Source organism: Xanthomonas cucurbitae (assembly GCF_002939885.1).
Taxonomy (GTDB): Bacteria; Pseudomonadota; Gammaproteobacteria; order Xanthomonadales; family Xanthomonadaceae; genus Xanthomonas; species Xanthomonas cucurbitae.
Genome location: NZ_MDED01000020.1, coordinates 33,943 through 53,345, shown reverse-complemented (window position 1 = coordinate 53,345; position 19,403 = coordinate 33,943). Strand labels below are relative to the sequence as shown.

The window sequence follows — 19,403 nt, the reverse complement described above, 5'->3', positions numbered from 1 at the left end:
GGACGATTCCCGCTTTCGGTTGAGATGTGCGGCTAGGTGATGAGCCAGGTGGCGAGGTGTCCGTCGGTCCCGTCTATCCGACCTCGCCATACACCTCACGGCCAGCACGAACGGCCTAAAATGGCCGGATGAATACCCCTGAAGAGTCCACCCTTGGTCGTGAGGTCGCTTATCCCAGTGGCTACGATCTGTCGCTGCTGTTTCCGATTCCGCGCGCGGCCGGGCGCGCGGCGATCGGTCTGGCCGGCGCGCTGCCCTTCATCGGGCGTGACCGTTGGCATGCCTACGAGCTGAGCTGGCTCGATGCGCACGGCAAGCCCTGTGTCGCCACGGCGACCTTGCATGTGCCCTGCGACTCGCCTTCGCTGATCGAATCCAAGTCGCTCAAGTTGTATCTGAATTCGCTCAACGCCACCCGCTTCAATAGCGCCGAAGCCGTGCGGACCCGCATCGCCACCGACCTGTCCACGCGGGCTGGTGCCGATGTGGTGGTGGAATTCGGCCTGCCGCCGATCGACGCGGTGGGCGAGGGCGAGTCCATCGATGCGCTGGATATCAGCATCGACGATTACGGCCCGCCCAATGCTGCGTATCTGCATGCCCACGCCGGGGCGGCGGTGGAGGAAGTGCTCACCTCTGCCTTGCTCAAATCCAACTGCCCGGTCACCGGCCAGCCGGATTGGGCCAGCCTGAGCCTGCGTTATCGCGGTGCGCCGATCGACCGGGAGGGCTTGCTGCGCTACCTGGTCAGTTTCCGCGACCACGCCGAATTCCACGAGCAGTGCGTGGAGCGCATCTTCAACGACCTACTGCAGCGGTGTGCGCCCGAATGGCTGGTGGTCGAGGCGCGTTACACCCGTCGCGGCGGATTGGATATCAATCCGTTGCGCAGCTCGCCCGGCGTGCCCTTGCCGCTATCGATCTTCCGCGACCTGCGCCAGTAATCGGCAGTTGCGTACATAAGAAAGCCCCGCGATGCGGGGCTTTCCTGCAACGATGACGCAGAACCGAATCAGCGCTTCATCGAACTGAAGAACTCGTCGTTGGACTTGGTGGTCTTCATCTTGTCCAGCAGGAATTCCATCGCGGCGATCTCGTCCATCGGGTGCAGCAGCTTGCGCAGGATCCAGATCTTCTGCAGCAGCTCCGGCTCGATCAACAGATCTTCGCGGCGGGTGCCCGAACGGTTGATGTCGATCGCCGGATACACGCGCTTTTCGGTGATGCGACGGTTCAGATGCACTTCGCTGTTGCCGGTGCCCTTGAACTCTTCGTAGATCACCTCGTCCATCTTGCTGCCGGTTTCCACCAGCGCCGTGGCGATGATGGTCAGCGAGCCGCCTTCTTCCACGTTACGCGCCGCACCGAAGAAACGCTTCGGGCGATGCAGGGCGTTGGCGTCCACACCACCGGTGAGCACCTTGCCGGAACTGGGCACCACGTTGTTGTAGGCGCGCGCCAGGCGGGTGATGGAGTCGAGCAGGATCACCACGTCCTTCTTGTGCTCGACCAGGCGCTTGGCCCGCTCGATCACCATCTCGGCCACCTGCACGTGGCGCGCAGCCGGCTCGTCGAACGTGGAGGAGATGACCTCGCCGCGCACGGTGCGCTGCATTTCGGTCACTTCTTCCGGGCGCTCGTCGATGAGCAGCACGATCATGTGCACTTCGGGATGATTGGTGGTGATGGCCGTGGCCACCTGCTGCATCATCATCGTCTTGCCGGCCTTGGGCGGGGAGACGATCAGCGCACGCTGACCCTTGCCCTGCGGCGCCATCAGATCCAGGATGCGGCCGGTGATGTCCTCGGTGGACCCATCGCCACGTTCCAGCCGGAAGCGGCGACGCGGGAACAGCGGGGTCAGGTTCTCGAACAGCACCTTGTTCTTGCTGGCTTCCAGCGGCTCACCGTTGATGGTGTCCACGATCGACAGCGCGAAATAGCGCTCGCCGTCCTTGGGGAAGCGGATGCGGCCGGACAGGTGATCGCCGGTACGCAGGTTGAAACGGCGGATCTGGCTGGGCGAGATATAGGTATCGTCCGGGCCGGCCAGGTAGCTGGCTTCTGCAGCGCGCAGGAAGCCGAAGCCGTCGGGCAGGATTTCCAGCACACCGTCGGCGGCCACGCCTTCGCCATGACGGGTCAGCACTTTCAGCAGGGCGAAGATCACGTCCTGCTTGCGCGCGCGGGCCACGCCTTCCTGGATGTTGAGCTGGTCGGCGATATCCAGCAGCTTCTGCGCCGGCATGCGCTTGAGGTCGCTCAGCGAATAGACCGGGAAGCCCTCGGGCACGGCCGGGTGCGGGCGCGCCACGAACGGCTCGTTGCTGCCGTCGGAGGACGGCATGCCACCGCCGTCATTGCCGAAACGGTCGCGCGGGCCGCGGTCGCGGCGGTTGCGGAAGCGGTCGCGGCGATTGCCCTGCTGGTTCTGGCCCTGGCCCTGCTGGTGCTGGCCGCCGTTCTGGCCCTGGTTCTGGCCCTGGTTCTGGCCCTGGCCCTGGCCCTGGCTTTGCGCCTGATTCTGGTTCTGCTGTTGCTGCGCCTGATTGAAGCGCTGCTGCTGCGACTGGCCGCCCTCGCGGGGCTCGCCCTGTTCGCCGCCCTGGTGGGTGCTGGGCGCACTGCTGCTGGTCGCTGCGCCATCGCCGGACGTCTGCGCCGATTCGGCAGCGCGCGACGGTGCTTGCGGGGCGCGGGGCGCGTCGGGTGCGGGGCTGGCGGGCAAGGGCAGGTTGGGTTGCTGCGTGCCGGCATCGTCGTGGGCGACGGCGGTCTTGCTCGCGCGCGGCTTGCGCACGCGCTTCTCGACGGGAGCGTCGACGCTGCTCCCGGTATCGGAGGAAGGATGATCGGACAAGTGCGTGATTCCTCGCTAAGGTGCGAGCGCCCAGCTAGGGGGCGAACTATTGGTAGATGGGAGTCTAGAAGAGCTTCTAGAGGGGTGCGGCGGCGCACGAACGTGTGCCGGACCCACTGACACTATCACCGCTGCGCGCAACCGCGCAAGCACTGGCTCAGGCCGGATTTAACCGCCGGCGAACCGCGCCGGGCGCCCAACGCCGGGCGCCCGGCCACTCAGGCGACGGCACCGCCGAGGGTCTTGTCGATCATCTGGGTCAACTGGCCCTTGCCGACCGCCCCGATCTGGGTGGCCTGCACCTGACCATCCTTGAACAGCAGCAGCATCGGAATGGAGCGCACATGATATTTGATGGCCAGGGCGCGGTTCTGGTCTACATTGACCTTGGCAACCTTGAGCCTGCCCTGGTAGGTGTCGGCCAGATCGTCCAGCACCGGGGCAATCATCTTGCACGGGCCGCACCATTCGGCCCAGAAATCCACCAGAACCGGTTCGCCCGATTGCAGTACCGCTGTCTCGAAGTCGGCATCGCCGACATGTTGAACCTTGTCGCTCACGTTGGGTCTCCTGGAAACCAAACGGCCCACCCGATCGGGCAGGCCGCCACATTGCGTTAAACTGGGGCATTGCGCGACTGAATCAAGAGTCACTTCTGAAGCCGCGCTGTCCGCCACAAGAGCCGCAGTTTGCGACGCTGTCGGCATTGATGCAAGCCGCGCCCGGGCTGCCCAGGGCGCCTTATGAAGACGGAATAATGAGCGACAAACCGCTGACTGATTTGACTTTTTCCTCGTTCGAGCTGCATCCGGCGCTGGTCGCCGGGCTGGAGAGCGCCGGGTTCACCCGCTGTACCCCGATCCAGGCGCTCACCCTGCCGGTGGCCCTGCCCGGCGGTGACGTCGCCGGCCAGGCGCAGACCGGCACCGGCAAGACGCTGGCGTTCCTGGTGGCGGTGATGAACCGCCTGCTGAGCCGCCCGGCGCTGGCCGACCGCAAGCCGGAGGACCCGCGCGCGCTGATCCTGGCGCCCACCCGCGAGCTGGCCATCCAGATCCACAAGGATGCGGTCAAGTTCGGCGCCGAGCTGGGGCTGCGCTTTGCGCTGGTCTACGGCGGGGTGGACTACGACAAGCAGCGCGAGCTGCTGCAACAGGGCGTGGACGTCATCATCGCCACGCCGGGCCGGCTGATCGACTACGTCAAGCAGCACAAGGTTGTCTCGCTGCACGCCTGCGAGATCTGCGTGCTGGACGAAGCCGACCGCATGTTCGACCTGGGCTTCATCAAGGACATCCGCTTCCTGCTACGGCGCATGCCCGAGCGCGGCACCCGCCAGACCCTGCTGTTCTCGGCCACCCTCAGCCACCGCGTGCTGGAGCTGGCCTACGAGCACATGAACGAGCCGGAAAAGCTGGTGGTGGAGACCGAGACCATCACCGCCGCACGGGTGCGCCAGCGCATTTACTTCCCCTCCGACGAAGAGAAGCAGACGCTGCTGCTGGGCCTGCTCTCGCGCAGCGAAGGCGCGCGCACCATGGTGTTCGTCAACACCAAGGCGTTCGTGGAGCGGGTGGCGCGCACCCTGGAGCGTCATGGCTACCGGGTGGGCGTGCTGTCGGGCGACGTGCCGCAGAAAAAGCGCGAGTCGCTGCTCAACCGCTTCCAGAAGGGCCAGCTGGAGATCCTGGTGGCCACCGACGTGGCCGCGCGCGGCCTGCATATCGACGGGGTCAAGTACGTCTACAACTACGACCTGCCGTTCGATGCGGAAGACTACGTGCACCGCATCGGCCGCACCGCGCGCCTGGGCGAGGAGGGCGATGCGATCAGCTTCGCCTGCGAGCGCTACGCAATGAGCCTGCCGGACATCGAGGCCTACATCGAGCAGAAGATCCCGGTCGAGCCGGTGACCTCCGAATTGCTGACCCCGCTGCCGCGCGCGCCGCGCACGCCGGTGGAAGGCGAAGACGCCGACGCCGACGCTGGCGACAGCGTGGGCACCATCTTCCGCGAGGCACGCGAACAGCGTGCGGCCGATGAAGCCCGCCGTGGCGGCGGTCGCAGCGGTCCGGGCGGTGGCGGTTCGCGCAGTGGTGGCGGTCGTCGTGAAGGCGGCAGTGCCGATGGCAAGCCGCGTCCGCGCCGCAAGCCGCGGGTGGAAGGCGAGGCGGCTGCAACGCCCGCCGCCGCACCCGTGGTAGCGGCAGCGGCCGAACAGGCACCCTCGACGATCGTCAGCGACGCCGAGCGCGCGCCGCGCAAGCGCCGTCGTCGTCGCAACGGCCGGCCGGTCGAAGGGGGCGAGCCGGTCGTGGCATCCACGCCCGTGCCGGCACCCGCCGCGCCGCGCAAGCCCACCCAGGTGGTCGCCAAGCCGGTGCGTGCCGCAGCCAAGCCGGCCGGCAGCCCGTCGTTGCTGAGCCGGATCGGACGCCGCCTGCGCTCGCTGGTGTCGGGCAACTGACGTCCGGGCGAAGCAATCGCATCGCCGGTGGTCGGCGATGCGACGCAAGCGCTGGCGCTCCGGCATAATCGCTGAATGACCGTTCTGCGTTTCGACAACGTCAGCAAGCACTACGCCGGTGGCCACCAGGCGCTGACCGAGGTCAGCTTCGAAGTGGCCGATGGCGAGATGCTGTTCGTGACCGGCCACTCCGGCGCCGGCAAAAGTACCTTGCTCAAATTGATCCACCTCAGCGAGCGGCCCAGCCACGGCACGGTGCTGCTGGGCGAGCGCAACCTGCTCAAGGTGCGTGGCCGGCAGATTCCGCTGCATCGCCGGCAGGTGGGTGCGGTGTATCAGGACCACCGTCTGCTCAACGACCGCAGCATTGCCGAGAACGTGGCGCTGCCGCTGATCCTGCGTGGCACCCGCCGCGCCGAGATCGGCAAGCGCGTGCGCTCGGCGCTGGAACGCATCGGCCTGGCCCATCGTGAGAAAGCCTTGCCATCGCAACTCTCCGCCGGCGAACAGCAACGCGTGGGCATCGCCCGTGCCATCGTCGGCGAGCCGCGCCTGCTGGTGGCCGACGAACCCACCGGCAACCTCGACCCGGCCCTGGCCGCGGAGATCATGCAGCTGTTCGCCGAACTGCCTGCCCGCGGCACCAGCGTGCTGGTGGTCAGCCACGACCTGGCGCTGCTCAAGCAGATGCGCAAGCGTGTGCTGATCCTGGACCACGGTCGCCTGGTCGACGACATCTCGCCGCAGGATCTGGCCGAATGAGCAAGCTTGCCAATACCGAAGCGGTGGCACCCTCGCGCGTTGGCGTTTGGGTCGACCACCATCTGCACAGCATCGCCTTCAGCCTGGGCCGCGCGATGCGCAAGCCATGGGCCACCTTGCTGACCATCGTGGTGATGGCCTTGGCGTTGGCACTGCCGCTGGGGCTGTCGATCGCGCTGGACAACGTCAAGCTGCTGGCCGGCAGCGTGCAGCAGTCGCGCGAGATCAATCTGTTCCTGAAGGTGGATGTGGCTGCCGATGCGGCGCAGGCGCTGGCCGGCCAGCTGCGTGCGCGCCCGGACGTGGCACAGGTCACCGTGCGCACGCCGGCGCAGGGGCTGGCCGAGCTGCGCGAGAGCGCCAAGCTGGACGAGGCGATCGACGTGCTGGGCGACAACCCGCTGCCCACGCTGCTGGTCGTGACCCCGGCCGACGCCACCGACGATGCGCAACTGGCCGGCGCCTTGCAGGCGCTGCCGCAGGCCGACCAGGTGCAGCACGATGCGCTGTGGCGCAAGCGGCTGGATGGCTGGCTGCACTTCGGCGAGCGCCTGGTGCAGGTGCTGTCGGCGCTGCTCGGCATCGGCGCGGTGCTGGTGGTTGGCAACACCGTGCGGCTGGACATCCAGTCGCGGCGCGAAGAGATCGGCGTGCTGCAGCTGCTCGGCGCCAGCGACGGCTTCATCCGCCGCCCGTTCCTGTATCTGGGCGCGTGGTATGGCCTGGGTGCTGGCGCGGTCGCGCTCGCCTTGATCGCCGCATCGGGCCTGGCATTGCGTGCGCCACTGGCCACGTTGGCCGATAGCTACGGCAGCTCCTTTACGCTGCACGGGCTGGATCTGCTGCATTCTGTGACGGTGCTTGTCGGTACCCTGGTCCTGGGTTGGCTGGGGGCCTGGCTGGTCACCGGCCACTTCCTCCGCCAGACCCGTCCCACCGAGACCTGAGGCCTGCCATGCACCCACCAGATCTCAAGCACCTCATCAGCGATGCACCGCGCGTGATGGTCGTCGATGGCTCGAAGCTGGTGCGCAAGCTCATTGCCGACGTGCTCAAGCGCGACCTGCCCAATGTGCAGGTGATCGGCTGCGCCAGCATCGCCGACGCGCGCGATGCGCTGGAAGCCGGCGCCATGGATCTGGTCACCACCTCGCTGTCCCTGCCCGATGGCGATGGCCTGGCGCTGGCGCGCAGCGTGCGCGAAGCGGCCGGCCAGGCCTATGTGCCGGTGATCGTGGTGTCTGGCGATGCGCAACAGCATCTGGTCGAACGCCGCTTCACCGAATACGTCACCGACTATTTCGACAAGGCGTTGGGCCACGAAGCGCTGGCCACCTTCATCCGCGGCTACGTGCAGCCCGAGCCGGTGGTGGGTGCCACCGTGTTGTACATCGAGGACAGCCGCGTGGTGGCCGAGGCGACCAAGCGCATGCTCGAACGGCAGAGCCTGAAAGTGGTGCACGTGCTCACCGCCGAAGATGCGTTCGCGCTGCTCACCGCCGAATCGCTGGGCCGCACCGAGCGCCGCATCGACGTGGTGCTGACCGACGTCACCCTCAAGGGCGAGCTCAACGGGCGCGATGTGGTCGAGCGCATCCGGATCGACTTCGCCTACGGCAAGCGCCGCCTGCCGGTGCTGGTGATGACCGGCGACACCAACCCGCGCAACCAATCCGAGCTGCTGCGTGCCGGTGCCAACGATCTGGTGCAAAAGCCCATCGAAGAACGCCTGCTGGTGACCAAGGTGCTGTTCCAGCTGCGGCTGGCCCGTCTTGAGGATCAGGCTGTCACGCTATGAGCGAAGTGGAAGGGCGCATCCAGCTGGAACCGTCGTGGAAGGCAAAGGTGGGCGATTGGTTGCTGCGCCCGGAAATGCAGGAGCTCTCCGCTTTCCTGCGTCAGCGCAAGGCGGCCGGCGCGCGGGTATTTCCGCCCGGCCCGCAGATCTTCGCCGCCTTCGATGCCACCCCGTTCGATCAGGTCAAGGTGGTGATCCTCGGGCAGGACCCGTATCACGGCGAAGACCAGGCGCATGGGCTGTGCTTTTCGGTGCTGCCGGGCGTGCCGGTGCCGCCGTCGTTGCTCAATATCTACAAGGAAATCCAGGCCGATCTGGGCATCCCGCGTCCCGATCATGGCTATCTGATGCCGTGGGCGCGGCAGGGCGTGTTGCTGCTCAACGCGGTGCTGACGGTGGAGCAGGGCCGTGCCGGCGCGCACCAGAACAAGGGCTGGGAAGGCTTCACCGACCATGTGGTGGAGACCCTCAACCGCGAGCGCGAGGGCCTGGTGTTCCTGCTGTGGGGCAGCTATGCACAGTCCAAGGGCAAGGTCATCGACCAGGCCCGGCACCGGGTGTTCAAGGCGCCGCATCCTTCGCCGCTGTCGGCGCATCGCGGTTTCCTGGGGTGCACGCATTTCTCCAGGACCAACGAGCATCTGCAGCGCCGTGGTCTGGGCCTGATCGACTGGTCGCTGCCGCCCCGCAACGCGCTGGACACAACCTCGGCCGCCGGCTGAACGGCGCCAGCGCCGGGCGCATTGGCGGCCGTTTTGTCACGGTCTGCGCAGGGCGGCGGTGGTAGCGTAGGCCTTGAAATCGGGGAGTTCTACGGTGGAACGCCGTGGGGATCTCAAGCCCGAATGTCCTATGAATGGAACGCTGGGAACTCTTTCTATACCCGGCAGTCCAATAGTTCGACTGCTAAGATGGTGCCTATGAACCAGACGACTTCCACTGCCCTCGTGGCAAACAATCTCCCGATTCCCAGTGCGCTCGGTTCGCTGGACGCCTACATCGGTGCCGTGCACCAGATCCCGGTGCTGTCGGTCGATGAGGAGCAGACTCTGGCCCGCCGCTTTCGCGACGAGCTGGATCTGGACGCCGCGCGCGAACTGGTCCATTCCCACCTGCGCTTCGTGGTGCATGTGGCCCGCGGCTACAACGGCTACGGCCTGCCGCTGGGCGACCTGATCCAGGAAGGCAATATCGGCCTGATGAAGGCGGTCAAGCGCTTCGATCCGGACATGGGCGTGCGCCTGGTCAGCTTCGCGGTGCATTGGATCCGTGCGGAAATGCACGAGTTCATCCTGAAGAACTGGCGCATCGTCAAGGTCGCCACGACCAAGGCGCAGCGCAAGCTGTTCTTCAACCTGCGCAAGTCCAAGACCCGCCTGGGCTGGCTCAATGCCTCCGAAGTGACCGCGGTCGCCAAGGACCTGAACGTCTCCGAGCGTGAAGTGATGGAGATGGAGTCGCGCCTGTCCGGCCGGGATATCGGGTTCGATGCCTCCTCGGACGAGGACGACGACCATGGTCCGCCGTCGCCGGTGAGCTACCTGGTGGCCAACGAGGAAGATCCCTCGCAGGCCTACGAGCGGCACGACAGCGAAGACAACCAGCTGCAGTTGCTTCGCGAAGGCATGGCCGGCCTGGACACGCGTTCGCGCGATATCGTCAAGCGTCGCTGGCTGGATGCGGAGTCCAAGGTGACGCTGCAGGAACTGGCCGATGAGTACGGTGTGTCGGCCGAGCGCATCCGCCAGATCGAGGCGAATGCGCTGAAGAAGATGAAGGCGCTGTTCGTCGCCTGATCCAGTCGATAGGCGGTAACCCCTGCACAAACGGCCCGGGCGATCCGGGCCGTTTTGCGTTGCGGCGCATTGCGCGCGAGGGCGGCGCCTGGCCCCGAAGCGCTGGCCGGCACCTCACTCCGGCAAGCGCGCCACCGGCAGATGCCAGCCATAGCGGATGGCCATGAAACGCAGGCCGAAACAGACCCCGGCGCCGATGGCCAGCGACCAGGCCTGCGGTACGTCCAGCACATGCCCGATCGCCACCAGGCCGCCACCGGCGAGCGCCGCCACGGCATACAGTTCGGCCTGTAACACTACCGGTGTGCGTGCCACCAGCAGGTCGCGCGCGATGCCACCGCCGATGCCGCTGAGCATGCCCAGCAAGGTCGCGCTGAGCGGGCTGAGGTGATAGTCCAGCGCCTTGCTGGTGCCGTACACCGCGAACAGCGCCAGCCCCGCCGCATCGAAGAGTTGCACCGGGTTGCGCAGCCGCTCCACTGCCGCATGCCAGTAGAAACCGGCCACGCCGGCCAGGCAGGCAGTGAGCAGGTAGTGCGGCTGCACCAACGCGGCCGGTGGGGTAGCGCCGATCAGCACATCGCGCACGATGCCGCCGGAAACCGCCGCCGCGCACGAGAGCACCAGCACGCCGAACAGGTCCAGGCGATTGCGCACCGCCACCGTCGCACCACTCAAGGCGAACACGAAGGTGCCGAGCAGATCCAGCAGAAACAAGGCAGTCGCCACGGTCAGGCCATCGAATCGGGCCGCACAGCATCGCGTACCGCACGCGCCGCTGTCATCCGTCCTTGCTGCTGGGTGGCGGGTCGTCGCTGGCGCCGCCGAAGATGATGCGCGCGGCGCGCTGGTAGCTCCAGTACGCCATCGCCCAGTTCACCAGCACCACGAAACGGTTGCGGAAGCCGATGAGGAAATAGACATGCGCGGCCAGCCAGAACCACCACGCCACGATGCCGGACAACTTGAGCTTGCCCACGTGCACGATGGCCGCCATGCGGCCGATGGTGGCCAGGTTGCCGTAGTCCTGGTACCGGAAAGCCGGCGCGGGCTGGCCGCGCTGACGCGCACGGATCGCCTTGGCGATGTGCTTGCCCATCTGCTTGGCCGCTGGCGCCACGCCCGGGACCGGCCGGCCGTTCTGCTGCACCGAGGCCAGATCGCCGCCGACGAAGATCTGCGGGTGGCCGGGCACGCTCAGGTCCGGGTCCACCAGCACCCGGCCGGCGCGGTCCAGCGGCACGCCCAGCGTGCGCGCCAGCGGCGAGGCCGCCACGCCGGCGGCCCACACCACCGTGCGCGCGGGCACGAAGGTCTGGCCGAGCTGGTAGCCCAGCGCATCGATCTGCGTCACCGGGGTGCCGGTGTGTACTTCCACGCCCAGCCGCTCCAGCTGCTTGCGTGCCTTGTCGGTCAAATCTTCCGGGAACGACGGCAATACGCGCGGGCCGGCTTCGACCAGGCGGACGCGTGCCTGGCGCGGGTCGATGTGGCGGAATTCGTTCTTGAGCGTGTGGCGGGCGATCTCGGCCAGCGTGCCGGCCAGTTCCACGCCGGTGGGGCCGCCGCCGACCACCGCAAAGCTCAGCCAGGCGGCGCGTGCGGCAGGGTCGGTCTCGGCTTCGGCACGCTCGAAGGCCAGCAGGAGCTTGCGGCGCAGGACCAGCGCGTCGTGTAGCGTCTTCAACCCGGGTGCGTGCTCGGCCCACTGGTCGTTGCCGAAGTAGGCATGGGTGGCGCCGGTGGCGAGCAGCAGCAGGTCGTAACCGACCGTCTTGCCGTCGGCCAGCACCACCTCGCGGCGGCCAGGTGCGATGTCGGCCACATCGCCGAGCAGTACTTCGACATTGCGCTGCGCGCGCAGGATGTGTCGCAAGGGTGCGGCGATGTCCGGCGCCGACAGGCCGGCGGTGGCCACCTGGTACAGCAGCGGCTGGAACAGGTGGTGATTCTGGCGATCGATCAGGGTGATGCGGATGCCGGGATCGTCGAGCGCGCGGGTCGCCCACAAACCGGCAAAACCACCACCTACCACGACCAGATGCAGCGGAGCGGAGGAGGGGGAAGAGGTCATCGTAGAAGTCCGATGGAACGCGACGCGGGCTTTACAGCATGCCAAGGTGCCAATGAACATGACGCCTGGGGCACGGCGCGCCTGCAGCATCCTGTGGCATCCACCTTCAACGGTCTTTGCATGTCCTCGCTCCCACCGCCCTTGCCCCCGCTGCCAACGGCGCCAGCGCACACCGCAGCACCGCGTGCCCCGGCCGCCGAGCAGAAGCGCAGCGGCGTGGCCATTGGCCTGATCGGCATCCTGGCCTGCGCCAGCGTGTTCGGGGTGGTGGTGCTGGCTGCGGCCCTGTGGCTGGTCAATATGGGTTGGTCGCTGTTGGCCGACCAGGCGCGCAGCGCCATGCAGGACGATGCGCTGGTGCAGGAACATATTGGTCAGATCCGCAGCATGCGGCTGGATCTGCTGCGCACGGGAATGACCTCAAGCGGGGAAGAGTTCGTGTTCGACGTGGAAGGCGACCGCGGCGCCGGCCGCGTCAAGGCGACCTGGGTCACTGCCGGCGCCGATCGGGAGATCCTGAGCGATGGCGTGCTGACACTGCGCGATGGCACCGAGTACACCTTGCCGGCTGCAGCGACGACGTTCGAGACCGACGCAGAACCGGAATCGGCAATTGGTAGCGCCACCGACACTGCAATGGAGCATTGAGCATGACCGATCATCCCGACAAGCGGATCGCCCTGCTGATCGACGCCGACAACGCGCCCGCCGGCAAGATCGACGTGGTGCTGGCGGAAGTGGCGCGCTACGGCGTGGCCAATGTGCGCCGCGCCTATGGCAACTGGAAGAGCCCGCACCTGAAGGGCTGGGAAGCGGCGCTGCACGATTATGCAATCCGGCCGATCCAGCAATTTGCCTACAGTTCCGGCAAGAACGCCTCGGACATGGCCATGGTGATCGATGCGATGGACCTGTTGTACGCGCGCAATCTGGATGGCTTTGCCATCGTCTCCAGCGATGCAGACTTCACCCCGTTGGTGATGCGCCTGCTGACCGATGGCATGAAGGTCTATGGCTTTGGCGAGAAAAAGACACCGGCACCGTTCGTCAATGCCTGCTCCAAATTCACCTACGTGGAAGCCCTGGGCGAACAGGCCGCCGCAGCCAGCGACACTGCCGCCGGGCGCAAGGATGCCACCGCGCTGCGCGGCGACACGCGGCTGGTGCAGATGCTGCGCAACGCCATCGTCAGCGCCTGCGAAGACGATGGCTGGGCGTTGCTGAGCGCGGTGGGCAAGCAGGTGGCCAACCAGGCCTCGTTCGACCCGCGCAATTACGGTTACCGCAAGCTCAGCGATCTGGTGCGTGCGATCGGCGTGTTCGAGATCAAGCAGGACGAGCAGGCACTGTGGGTGCGCGACACGCCTAAAGGCGCGAAGACCGCACCACCTGTCGCATCGGAGAGCAAGCCAACCGTGCGTGCACCCGCCAAGCCTGCTCCAGGCAAATGAAAACCACCCCTGCAATGCGCATGACCGCACCGTCGAAGATCACGTGTGTCGTAGGAGCGCGCCTGAGCGCAATGAGGCGTTACCGATAACGCCTCATCGCGCTCAGGCGCGCTCCTACGACTATGCGTCAAGTACCACCAGTGTGAGGACGCGTTGCGCCTCGCGCACCAAGCCCGTCGCGCTCAGGCGCGCTCCTACGACGAGACTGTTTATCCAGCTAATACAAATCGATCGGATCCACATCCAGCGACCAGCGCACGCGGCGTGCCTGCGGTAGCGCGTAGATTGCCGGCAATTGGGCATCGAGCAGGCGGTGCAGCGCCGGGCGCTGCTGGGCGGAGAGCAACAGTTGGGTGCGCTGGAATCCGGCGCGGCGCGGCATCGGTGCAGGCATCGGGCCATAGCATTCCACGGCCGTCAACGCGGGTGATGGCGTGGAGGCCGCGTCTACAGTCAGCCCGCGCACCGCCTGCAGGAACTGGTTGGCTGCCGCCACGTCCTTGGCCTCGGCGCGGAACAGTGCCAGGTGGGCGAACGGCGGAAAGCCGGCGGCCTCGCGTTGCTGCAGTTCGGCATCGGCAAAGGCGTGATAGCCGCCGTTGACCAGGGTCTGCAGCAGGGGATGATCGGGATGGTGCGTTTGCAGCCACACCTCGCCCGGGCGTTCGGCGCGCCCGGCGCGCCCTGCCACCTGGATCAGCTGCTGGGAGAGTTTTTCGGCCGCGCGGAAGTCTGCAGAGAACAGGCCCTCGTCGATGCCCACCACCACCACCATGGTCAGCCGTGGCAGGTCGTGTCCCTTGGCCAGGATCTGGGTGCCGACCAGGATGCCGGCCGCGTTGCCGAGCCGGGCGAGTTGGGTTTCCAGGGCGTCGCGGCGTTGGGTGGTGCTGCGGTCGATGCGCACCACCGGCACGTCCGGGAAGGCCTCGCTGAGGCGTTCTTCCAGGCGTTCGGTGCCGATGCCCTGCGGTTGCAGCGCCAGGCTGGCGCAGGCCGGACAGGCCAGCGGTGCGGGCTGGCGCGCGCCGCAGTGATGGCATTGCAGGCGGCGGCCGCCGGCATGCACGGTCATCGGGGTCTGGTGCAGCGGCGTGCTGCAGCGGTGGCAGGCGGCGGTCCAGCCGCAGTCGTGGCATAGCAGCACCGGGGCGTAGCCGCGGCGGTTCTTGAACACCAGCACCTGCTCGCCACGCGCCAGGGTGGCGCCGATGCCGGCCAGCACCTCCGGCGAGAGCCCGTCCTTGAGCGGGCGCTTGCGCACATCCAGCACGCGCACGCGCGGCGGGCGTGCTTCGCCGGCACGGCGCGACAGGCGCAGGTGCTGGTAGCGGCCGGCGTAGGCGTTGTGCAGGCTTTCCAGCGAGGGCGTGGCGCTGCCCAGGATCACCGGCACGTCCAGTGCCTTGCCACGCACCAAGGCGAAGTCGCGGGCGTGATAGCGGATGCCATCCTGTTGCTTGTAGCTGCCGTCGTGCTCCTCGTCGATCACGATCAGCCCGGCCTTGGGCAGCGGGGTGAACACCGCCGAGCGGGTGCCGACGATCAGCTGGGCTTCGCCGCGCCAGGCCGCGGCCCAGACGCGGGCGCGCTCGCCATCGGACAGGCCCGAGTGCAGTGCATGCACCGGCACGCCCAGGCGCGCGCGGAAGCGGCCCAGCGTCTGCGGGGTCAGGCCGATCTCCGGCACCAGCACCAGCGCCTGGCGGCCGGCGGCCAGGCAGTCGGCGATCGCCTGCAGATAGACCTCGGTCTTGCCGCTGCCGGTGACGCCATCGAGCAGATAGGTGGCAAAGCCGCTGCGCGCGCGGATCGCCGCAGCGGCGGCCTGTTGCTCGTCGTTGAGCGCCGGGCCGTGACCGGGACGGGGCGGGAGGGTGTCGGCTGCGACTGCTACGCGTTCGGCGTGGCCACGCTTGGCCAGGCTGCGCGCGGCCTGACGCCACTGCGGCAGCAGCGGTTCCAACTGGTCTTCGCTCACCGCGCCGGCTTGCAGCAGGGTTGCCAGCAAGGCTGGCCGGCTGCCGGCACGCAGGCTGCTCGCCCCGGTGTGCCCGGCTTCGGTGAGCTGCCAGGCCCAGGCGTGGGTATCGGCCAGCGGTTCGCCGCGACGCAGCGGGCCAGGCAGGGCGCTGGCCTGGGCCTCGCCGAGCGGCGCATGGGTGTAACGGGCCAGCCATTGCAGCGAGCGGGCCAGTTCCTCCACCAGCAGCGGCGCCTCGTCGCACCAGTCCAGCGCCAGGCGCAGCCCCTCGGCCGACGGCAGCTGGCCGATCTCCACGACCACCCCGACCAGCTCGCGCGGGCCGAACGGCACCCGCACCCGGCAGCCGATCCTTGCCGGGTCGGTCAGCGGAGCAGCAGCGGGGGGCAGGTAATCGAATAACTGCGGCAATGGCACCGGCAGGGCGATGCGCAAGGTAGGGACGGTCGAAGGCATCCACGCAGTCTACCGACCCCGCCGGCCACCACCGACGGACACGATTCCTGCGCGTGAGTCCGGCGTGATGCGTTGCGACGCATTTCTGTGACCTGGGTAATAAACACGACGTAAACCTATACGAGGACTGAGAAAACAGGTTTATCCACACCGCCTGTGGATAAGGCTGTGAATTAGTCGCATGCTCCACGCCGTGAAGGCGGCATCACAGGCCTTCCCAACCTCTTGGACATTTTTTAGCCACATGGATAAAGATAAATAAAATCAGTATGTTAGGCGTGAAACACGAATGCAATAAAGAAAAACCCGGAGTTGACAGACGGCCGCGTATCGGCATCGCGCCTGCTGTGCACAACCTGCGCAGGCAGCGGTCGCGAGCGGAGCAACAGTGGTGCGATCTGTCAAGCCGTCGCGTCAAGGATCTGCGTCGGTATCATGCCGGCCGATGCTGGAGTTCCCATGACCGTTGTTCCCGATACCCCCGCGACTCCCGCTGCGCTGTCTGCGTTCCTGCGCGGTGTCGAACGCCGGGGTCTGGTGCTGGCACAGTTGCAGTGCGGTGACGTGGCGGCGGCCGAGCGCGCCCTGGCAGCGGCGTTGCGCGCCTTCGGCAGCCAGGCCGCCGGGCGGCCGATGGCGGGTTGGCCAACGCGCTTCTGGAGCCTGCTGGCGGCCGCTCCACCGCTGCGCCGCGACCCCATGCCGGGCACCTGGTTGCCGCCCTTCACGGCAGTGGGTCGGCTGCAGACTTCCGACCGGCTGGCGCTGCTGCTGCGGATCGTGGCCGGGCTGGAGGAGGACGCCGCCAGCCAGGTACAGGGGGTGGCCGTGGCGGACTATCGCCAGGCGCTGGCCCGCGCCTGTCCGCGCGATGCGGCCGGCAACCCGGATGCCCAGGCGTGGCGGGTGCTGGCCGAGGCGGCGCAACAGGAATTGCGCGACCTCAGCCCATCCCAGCTCAGCCGGTTGAGCCAGCTGCGCGATGCGGCGCTGGCCGGCATGCCGCTGCAGCCGGCCGCCCCGGCAGCGCCGTCGCCGGCCCCGGCGCGCCAGCGTCCCGCCCGCGTGCGCAGCACCCGGCAATGGCAATGGCCTCGGGTCGATCGCCGCCAGGCCGGCATCGTGCTGGGCGTCCTGGCGCTGGCACTGCTGTTGGCGGTGCTGGCCTGGTGGTGGACGCATCGCCGGCCGGCCTTGCCGCCGGAGCCGGTGTCGCAGGCGCCCGCCGGCGTGCTGCATGTGACCGATGCCGCCCCGGTGTTGGTGGAAGAATTGCCCGCGGCCGACCTGCCGGAGCCGGCCACCGCCCCCGCGCTGGATTCACGCGACCAGGCGATGCTGGCCGATCCGGACCTGGAGCTGGCCCGTTCGGCCGATTTCTATGCCTGGTATGCGGCCGGGCACCCGGTTCCGACAGACGAATCCGGCGCGCATGCCACCGCCGCCGAACAGCCGTCCGCGCCGTTGGAGACCGTCGATGATGCGAACTAAGTGGACCGGGCTGCTGCTGTACGCCGCGCTCGGCAGCGCCTCGGCCCAGGCCCTGCCGGCGGCGCTGGATGAAGGTGGCGCCACGGCGCCTTCGCCCGGCGCGGCGACGCCGACCATCCCCAGCGCCGCCCAGCAACGCGCGCGCTGGGCCGCGTTGACGCCGGCCCAGCAGGCTGAGCTGCGTGCCCGCTATGCGGCGTGGAACGGTCTCACCGCCACCGACCGGGTGGTGCTGCGGCAGGCACGCGAGCGTCTGCATGGCCTGCCCGAGGACCAGCAACGCGCCCTGCGCACCCAGTTCACCGCCATGGATCGCCTGTATCGCGACGGCTGGCGCCTGGGCTCGCAGCTGGGAGCGTTCTATCCGCAGCTGCAGCCGCTGGTGGGGTATGTGCCGGCGTCCGAACGCGAGCGCCTGCTGACGCTGCTGCGTCGCCTGGATGCCGGTCAGCTGGCGCAGCTGGCGGTGCTGGCGCAACGCACCCCGCCGACGCAGCGCGATGGCCTGCGCGCAGACCTGCTGGCGCAGCCGCCGGCCACGCGCAGCGCCTGGCTGAAGCGCCAGCTGGCGCGCTGATCGCCTGCCGCCAGGTCACCGGCCAGGCCGGGCGGCGGTCGCGCCATCGCCTGCCACATCAGGCCCGCGCAGTGGCCGCTAGCGCCGGCTGGTGGGAGAGGACTGCCAGGCGCCAGGCAGATAGCCCCACATCGGCATACGGCCGCGCCCGTCACCGCGGCCGACAGCCGCGCCCCCCGGCGTGGCGGTCCGCGTAAGATGGCGGCCCCGTGCGACCCGGTGCCAGCGCCTCCCGGCACGGCCGTAGTCCGCGCAGCGATCGGTTGCCCATGTCAGTCTCCCCCGCGTCTACTCCCGCGACGCCACGCTTCGCCTCGGAAGTGCGCACCACCGGCCTGCTGGCCTTGCCCTTGGTGCTCGGTCACGTCTCCACCGGCTTGATCGGCTTCGTCGATAACGTCATCGCCGGCCACCACGGCACCGCCACGCTGGCGGCAGTGACCATCGGCACCTCGCTGCTGTGGCTGCCGATGCTGGTGCCGATCGGCACCCTGATTTCGTTGACCGCCTCGGTCTCGCAACTGCTGGGCGCCGGGCGCGAGCGCGAGATTGGGCCGTTGTTCCGCCAGGCGCTGTGGCTGTCGCTGGTGCTGAGCGCGCTGATGTTCGCGTTCCTGAGCGTGGTGCCGCCATTGCTGCCCACCTTCGGCATCGCGCCGGACATCGTGCCCGGTGCCACCGACTTCCTGCACGCGGTGCGCTGGGGGGTGCCGGCGCTGACGTTCTACTTCTGCATGCGGTATCTGTGCGAAGGCATGCACTGGACACTGCCGACCATGCTGCTGGGGTTCGGCGGCCTGCTGGTGCTGGCGCCGCTGGGGTACGCGCTCACCTACGGCCGGTTCGGCTTTGCCGAGCACGGGGCCGAAGGGCTGGGCATGGCCTCGGCCATCACCATGTGGGTGCAGGCCAGCGTGTTTGCGCTGTATCTGTGGCGCGCGCGCCGGTTCACCCATTTGGAACTGTTCACTCACCTGGAAGGGCCGCGCTGGCGGGCGATCGGCGATCTGCTGCGCACGGGCCTTCCGATCGGCATCACCGTGTTGATGGAAGGCGGGCTGTTCATCGTCACCGCGCTGCTGATCGGCCGGCTGGGCTCGACCGAGGCGGCCGCGCACCAGATCGCCATCAACGTCGCGCAGCTGTGCTTCATGGTGCCGATGGGTGTGGCCGAGGCCACCACCGTGCGCGTGGGCCACGCGGTCGGCCGCGGCGACCCGCTGGGCGTGCGGCGTGCCGCCTGGGCCGGTTATGCGATCGTGCTGGGAACGCAGGCGCTGTCGGCTGCGACGCTGTTGCTCGGGCACGACGCCATCGTGGGCGTGTATACCGAGGATGTGGCGGTGGCGACGTTGGCCTCGGCGCTGCTGCTGTTCGCTGCCACCTTCCAGTTCCCCGATGGCATCCAGGTACTGTCGGCCGGCGCGCTGCGCGGGCTCAAGGACACCCAGGTGCCTATGTTCCTGGCCACGTTCTCGTATTGGGGGGTGGGCATGCCGGTTGGCGCCGGGCTTGGCCTGGGCCTGGGCTGGGGGCCGCGCGGCATGTGGATCGGGCTGATCCTGGGGCTGACCGTGGCGTCGATCCTGATGGGCCTGCGATTCCGGCATAGCAGCCGACGGCTGACTGCCGGCCTGGCACCCTGACTTTCAGCGCATGCCGCGCGCGCCGCGCAGCCGGTATGCTG

The 19,403-nt window shown here is 68.0% G+C and carries 17 protein-coding genes; 12 read left to right on the top strand and 5 right to left on the bottom strand.

What is annotated here, in order from left to right; translation table 11 throughout:
• Positions 1-128 precede the first annotated feature (128 nt).
• Positions 129-944: an NADPH-dependent 7-cyano-7-deazaguanine reductase QueF gene (gene queF / locus XcuCFBP2542_RS11955; protein ID WP_104603784.1), complete on the top strand. Its 816-nt coding sequence runs from the start codon at positions 129-131 to the stop codon at positions 942-944.
• A gap of 68 nt (positions 945-1,012) precedes the next feature.
• Here queF and rho read toward each other — a convergent pair whose 3' ends face one another.
• On the bottom strand, positions 1,013-2,860 hold the full coding sequence (gene rho / locus XcuCFBP2542_RS11950) for a transcription termination factor Rho (protein WP_104603783.1): 1,848 nt from the start codon (positions 2,858-2,860) through the stop codon (positions 1,013-1,015).
• Between the two features lie 218 nt (positions 2,861-3,078).
• Positions 3,079-3,420 carry a thioredoxin TrxA gene (trxA, locus tag XcuCFBP2542_RS11945; RefSeq protein WP_104603782.1) on the bottom strand — a complete coding sequence of 114 codons (342 nt, stop codon included), beginning with the start codon at positions 3,418-3,420 and terminating at the stop codon, positions 3,079-3,081.
• Between the two features lie 197 nt (positions 3,421-3,617).
• Between trxA and rhlB the strand changes: the two genes are divergently transcribed.
• From rhlB to rpoH, 6 genes are all read left to right on the top strand, one after another.
• The gene (gene rhlB / locus XcuCFBP2542_RS11940) at positions 3,618-5,327 is read left to right on the top strand and encodes an ATP-dependent RNA helicase RhlB (protein ID WP_104603781.1); all 1,710 of its coding nucleotides are present in this window, start codon (positions 3,618-3,620) and stop codon (positions 5,325-5,327) included.
• Positions 5,328-5,402: 75 nt separating this feature from the next.
• On the top strand, positions 5,403-6,089 hold the full coding sequence (ftsE, locus tag XcuCFBP2542_RS11935; RefSeq protein ID WP_104603780.1) for a cell division ATP-binding protein FtsE: 687 nt from the start codon (positions 5,403-5,405) through the stop codon (positions 6,087-6,089).
• The gene (ftsX, locus tag XcuCFBP2542_RS11930) at positions 6,086-7,036 is read left to right on the top strand and encodes a permease-like cell division protein FtsX (RefSeq protein ID WP_104603779.1); all 951 of its coding nucleotides are present in this window, start codon (positions 6,086-6,088) and stop codon (positions 7,034-7,036) included. Before ftsE ends, ftsX begins: the two co-directional genes overlap by 4 nt.
• Before the next feature lie 8 nt (positions 7,037-7,044).
• Complete coding sequence (locus XcuCFBP2542_RS11925) at positions 7,045-7,887, top strand: response regulator (protein WP_167526965.1); 843 nt, start codon at positions 7,045-7,047, stop codon at positions 7,885-7,887.
• The gene (gene ung, locus XcuCFBP2542_RS11920; RefSeq protein ID WP_104603778.1) at positions 7,884-8,609 is read left to right on the top strand and encodes a uracil-DNA glycosylase; all 726 of its coding nucleotides are present in this window, start codon (positions 7,884-7,886) and stop codon (positions 8,607-8,609) included. Before XcuCFBP2542_RS11925 ends, ung begins: the two co-directional genes overlap by 4 nt.
• A gap of 198 nt (positions 8,610-8,807) precedes the next feature.
• Positions 8,808-9,683, top strand: a complete 876-nt coding sequence (gene rpoH, locus XcuCFBP2542_RS11915; protein WP_104603777.1) for an RNA polymerase sigma factor RpoH — start codon at positions 8,808-8,810, stop codon at positions 9,681-9,683.
• A gap of 114 nt (positions 9,684-9,797) precedes the next feature.
• Here rpoH and XcuCFBP2542_RS11910 read toward each other — a convergent pair whose 3' ends face one another.
• Both XcuCFBP2542_RS11910 and XcuCFBP2542_RS11905 read right to left on the bottom strand, forming a co-directional pair.
• Positions 9,798-10,412: a trimeric intracellular cation channel family protein gene (locus XcuCFBP2542_RS11910; protein ID WP_104603776.1), complete on the bottom strand. Its 615-nt coding sequence runs from the start codon at positions 10,410-10,412 to the stop codon at positions 9,798-9,800.
• A 52-nt stretch (positions 10,413-10,464) separates the two neighbouring features.
• Positions 10,465-11,757 carry an NAD(P)/FAD-dependent oxidoreductase gene (locus tag XcuCFBP2542_RS11905; protein ID WP_104603775.1) on the bottom strand — a complete coding sequence of 431 codons (1,293 nt, stop codon included), beginning with the start codon at positions 11,755-11,757 and terminating at the stop codon, positions 10,465-10,467.
• Between the two features lie 120 nt (positions 11,758-11,877).
• Here XcuCFBP2542_RS11905 and XcuCFBP2542_RS11900 point away from each other — a divergent pair, with 120 nt between their 5' ends.
• Together XcuCFBP2542_RS11900 and XcuCFBP2542_RS11895 are read left to right on the top strand one after the other, a co-directional pair.
• On the top strand, positions 11,878-12,405 hold the full coding sequence (locus XcuCFBP2542_RS11900; RefSeq protein WP_104603810.1) for a hypothetical protein: 528 nt from the start codon (positions 11,878-11,880) through the stop codon (positions 12,403-12,405).
• Positions 12,402-13,208 carry an NYN domain-containing protein gene (locus XcuCFBP2542_RS11895; RefSeq protein ID WP_104603774.1) on the top strand — a complete coding sequence of 269 codons (807 nt, stop codon included), beginning with the start codon at positions 12,402-12,404 and terminating at the stop codon, positions 13,206-13,208. Before XcuCFBP2542_RS11900 ends, XcuCFBP2542_RS11895 begins: the two co-directional genes overlap by 4 nt.
• Before the next feature lie 217 nt (positions 13,209-13,425).
• Here XcuCFBP2542_RS11895 and XcuCFBP2542_RS11890 read toward each other — a convergent pair whose 3' ends face one another.
• The gene (locus XcuCFBP2542_RS11890) at positions 13,426-15,648 is read right to left on the bottom strand and encodes a primosomal protein N' (RefSeq protein WP_104603773.1); all 2,223 of its coding nucleotides are present in this window, start codon (positions 15,646-15,648) and stop codon (positions 13,426-13,428) included.
• A 459-nt stretch (positions 15,649-16,107) separates the two neighbouring features.
• Between XcuCFBP2542_RS11890 and XcuCFBP2542_RS11885 the strand changes: the two genes are divergently transcribed.
• From XcuCFBP2542_RS11885 to XcuCFBP2542_RS11875, 3 genes are all read left to right on the top strand, one after another.
• On the top strand, positions 16,108-17,139 hold the full coding sequence (locus tag XcuCFBP2542_RS11885) for a hypothetical protein (RefSeq protein ID WP_104603772.1): 1,032 nt from the start codon (positions 16,108-16,110) through the stop codon (positions 17,137-17,139).
• Positions 17,126-17,716 (top strand): DUF3106 domain-containing protein, encoded by a 591-nt coding sequence (locus tag XcuCFBP2542_RS11880; protein ID WP_104603771.1) that lies wholly within the window; start codon positions 17,126-17,128, stop codon positions 17,714-17,716. The genes XcuCFBP2542_RS11885 and XcuCFBP2542_RS11880 overlap by 14 nt, the downstream gene beginning before the upstream one ends.
• A gap of 269 nt (positions 17,717-17,985) precedes the next feature.
• Complete coding sequence (locus XcuCFBP2542_RS11875) at positions 17,986-19,362, top strand: MATE family efflux transporter (RefSeq protein ID WP_104603770.1); 1,377 nt, start codon at positions 17,986-17,988, stop codon at positions 19,360-19,362.
• Positions 19,363-19,403 lie beyond the last annotated feature (41 nt).

Excerpts from the sequence above, each read along its gene's own strand:
- queF (WP_104603784.1), top strand. The coding sequence starts at position 129 with ATGAATACCCCTGAAGAGTCCACCCTTGGTCGTGAGGTCGCTTATCCC.
- rhlB (WP_104603781.1), top strand. The coding sequence starts at position 3,618 with ATGAGCGACAAACCGCTGACTGATTTGACTTTTTCCTCGTTCGAGCTG.
- ftsE (WP_104603780.1), top strand. The coding sequence starts at position 5,403 with ATGACCGTTCTGCGTTTCGACAACGTCAGCAAGCACTACGCCGGTGGC.
- ftsX (WP_104603779.1), top strand. The coding sequence starts at position 6,086 with ATGAGCAAGCTTGCCAATACCGAAGCGGTGGCACCCTCGCGCGTTGGC.
- XcuCFBP2542_RS11925 (WP_167526965.1), top strand. The coding sequence starts at position 7,045 with ATGCACCCACCAGATCTCAAGCACCTCATCAGCGATGCACCGCGCGTG.
- ung (WP_104603778.1), top strand. The coding sequence starts at position 7,884 with ATGAGCGAAGTGGAAGGGCGCATCCAGCTGGAACCGTCGTGGAAGGCA.
- rpoH (WP_104603777.1), top strand. The coding sequence starts at position 8,808 with ATGAACCAGACGACTTCCACTGCCCTCGTGGCAAACAATCTCCCGATT.
- XcuCFBP2542_RS11905 (WP_104603775.1), bottom strand. The coding sequence starts at position 11,757 with ATGACCTCTTCCCCCTCCTCCGCTCCGCTGCATCTGGTCGTGGTAGGT.
- XcuCFBP2542_RS11900 (WP_104603810.1), top strand. The coding sequence starts at position 11,878 with ATGTCCTCGCTCCCACCGCCCTTGCCCCCGCTGCCAACGGCGCCAGCG.
- XcuCFBP2542_RS11890 (WP_104603773.1), bottom strand. The coding sequence starts at position 15,648 with ATGCCTTCGACCGTCCCTACCTTGCGCATCGCCCTGCCGGTGCCATTG.
- XcuCFBP2542_RS11885 (WP_104603772.1), top strand. The coding sequence starts at position 16,108 with ATGACCGTTGTTCCCGATACCCCCGCGACTCCCGCTGCGCTGTCTGCG.
- XcuCFBP2542_RS11880 (WP_104603771.1), top strand. The coding sequence starts at position 17,126 with ATGATGCGAACTAAGTGGACCGGGCTGCTGCTGTACGCCGCGCTCGGC.
- XcuCFBP2542_RS11875 (WP_104603770.1), top strand. The coding sequence starts at position 17,986 with ATGTCAGTCTCCCCCGCGTCTACTCCCGCGACGCCACGCTTCGCCTCG.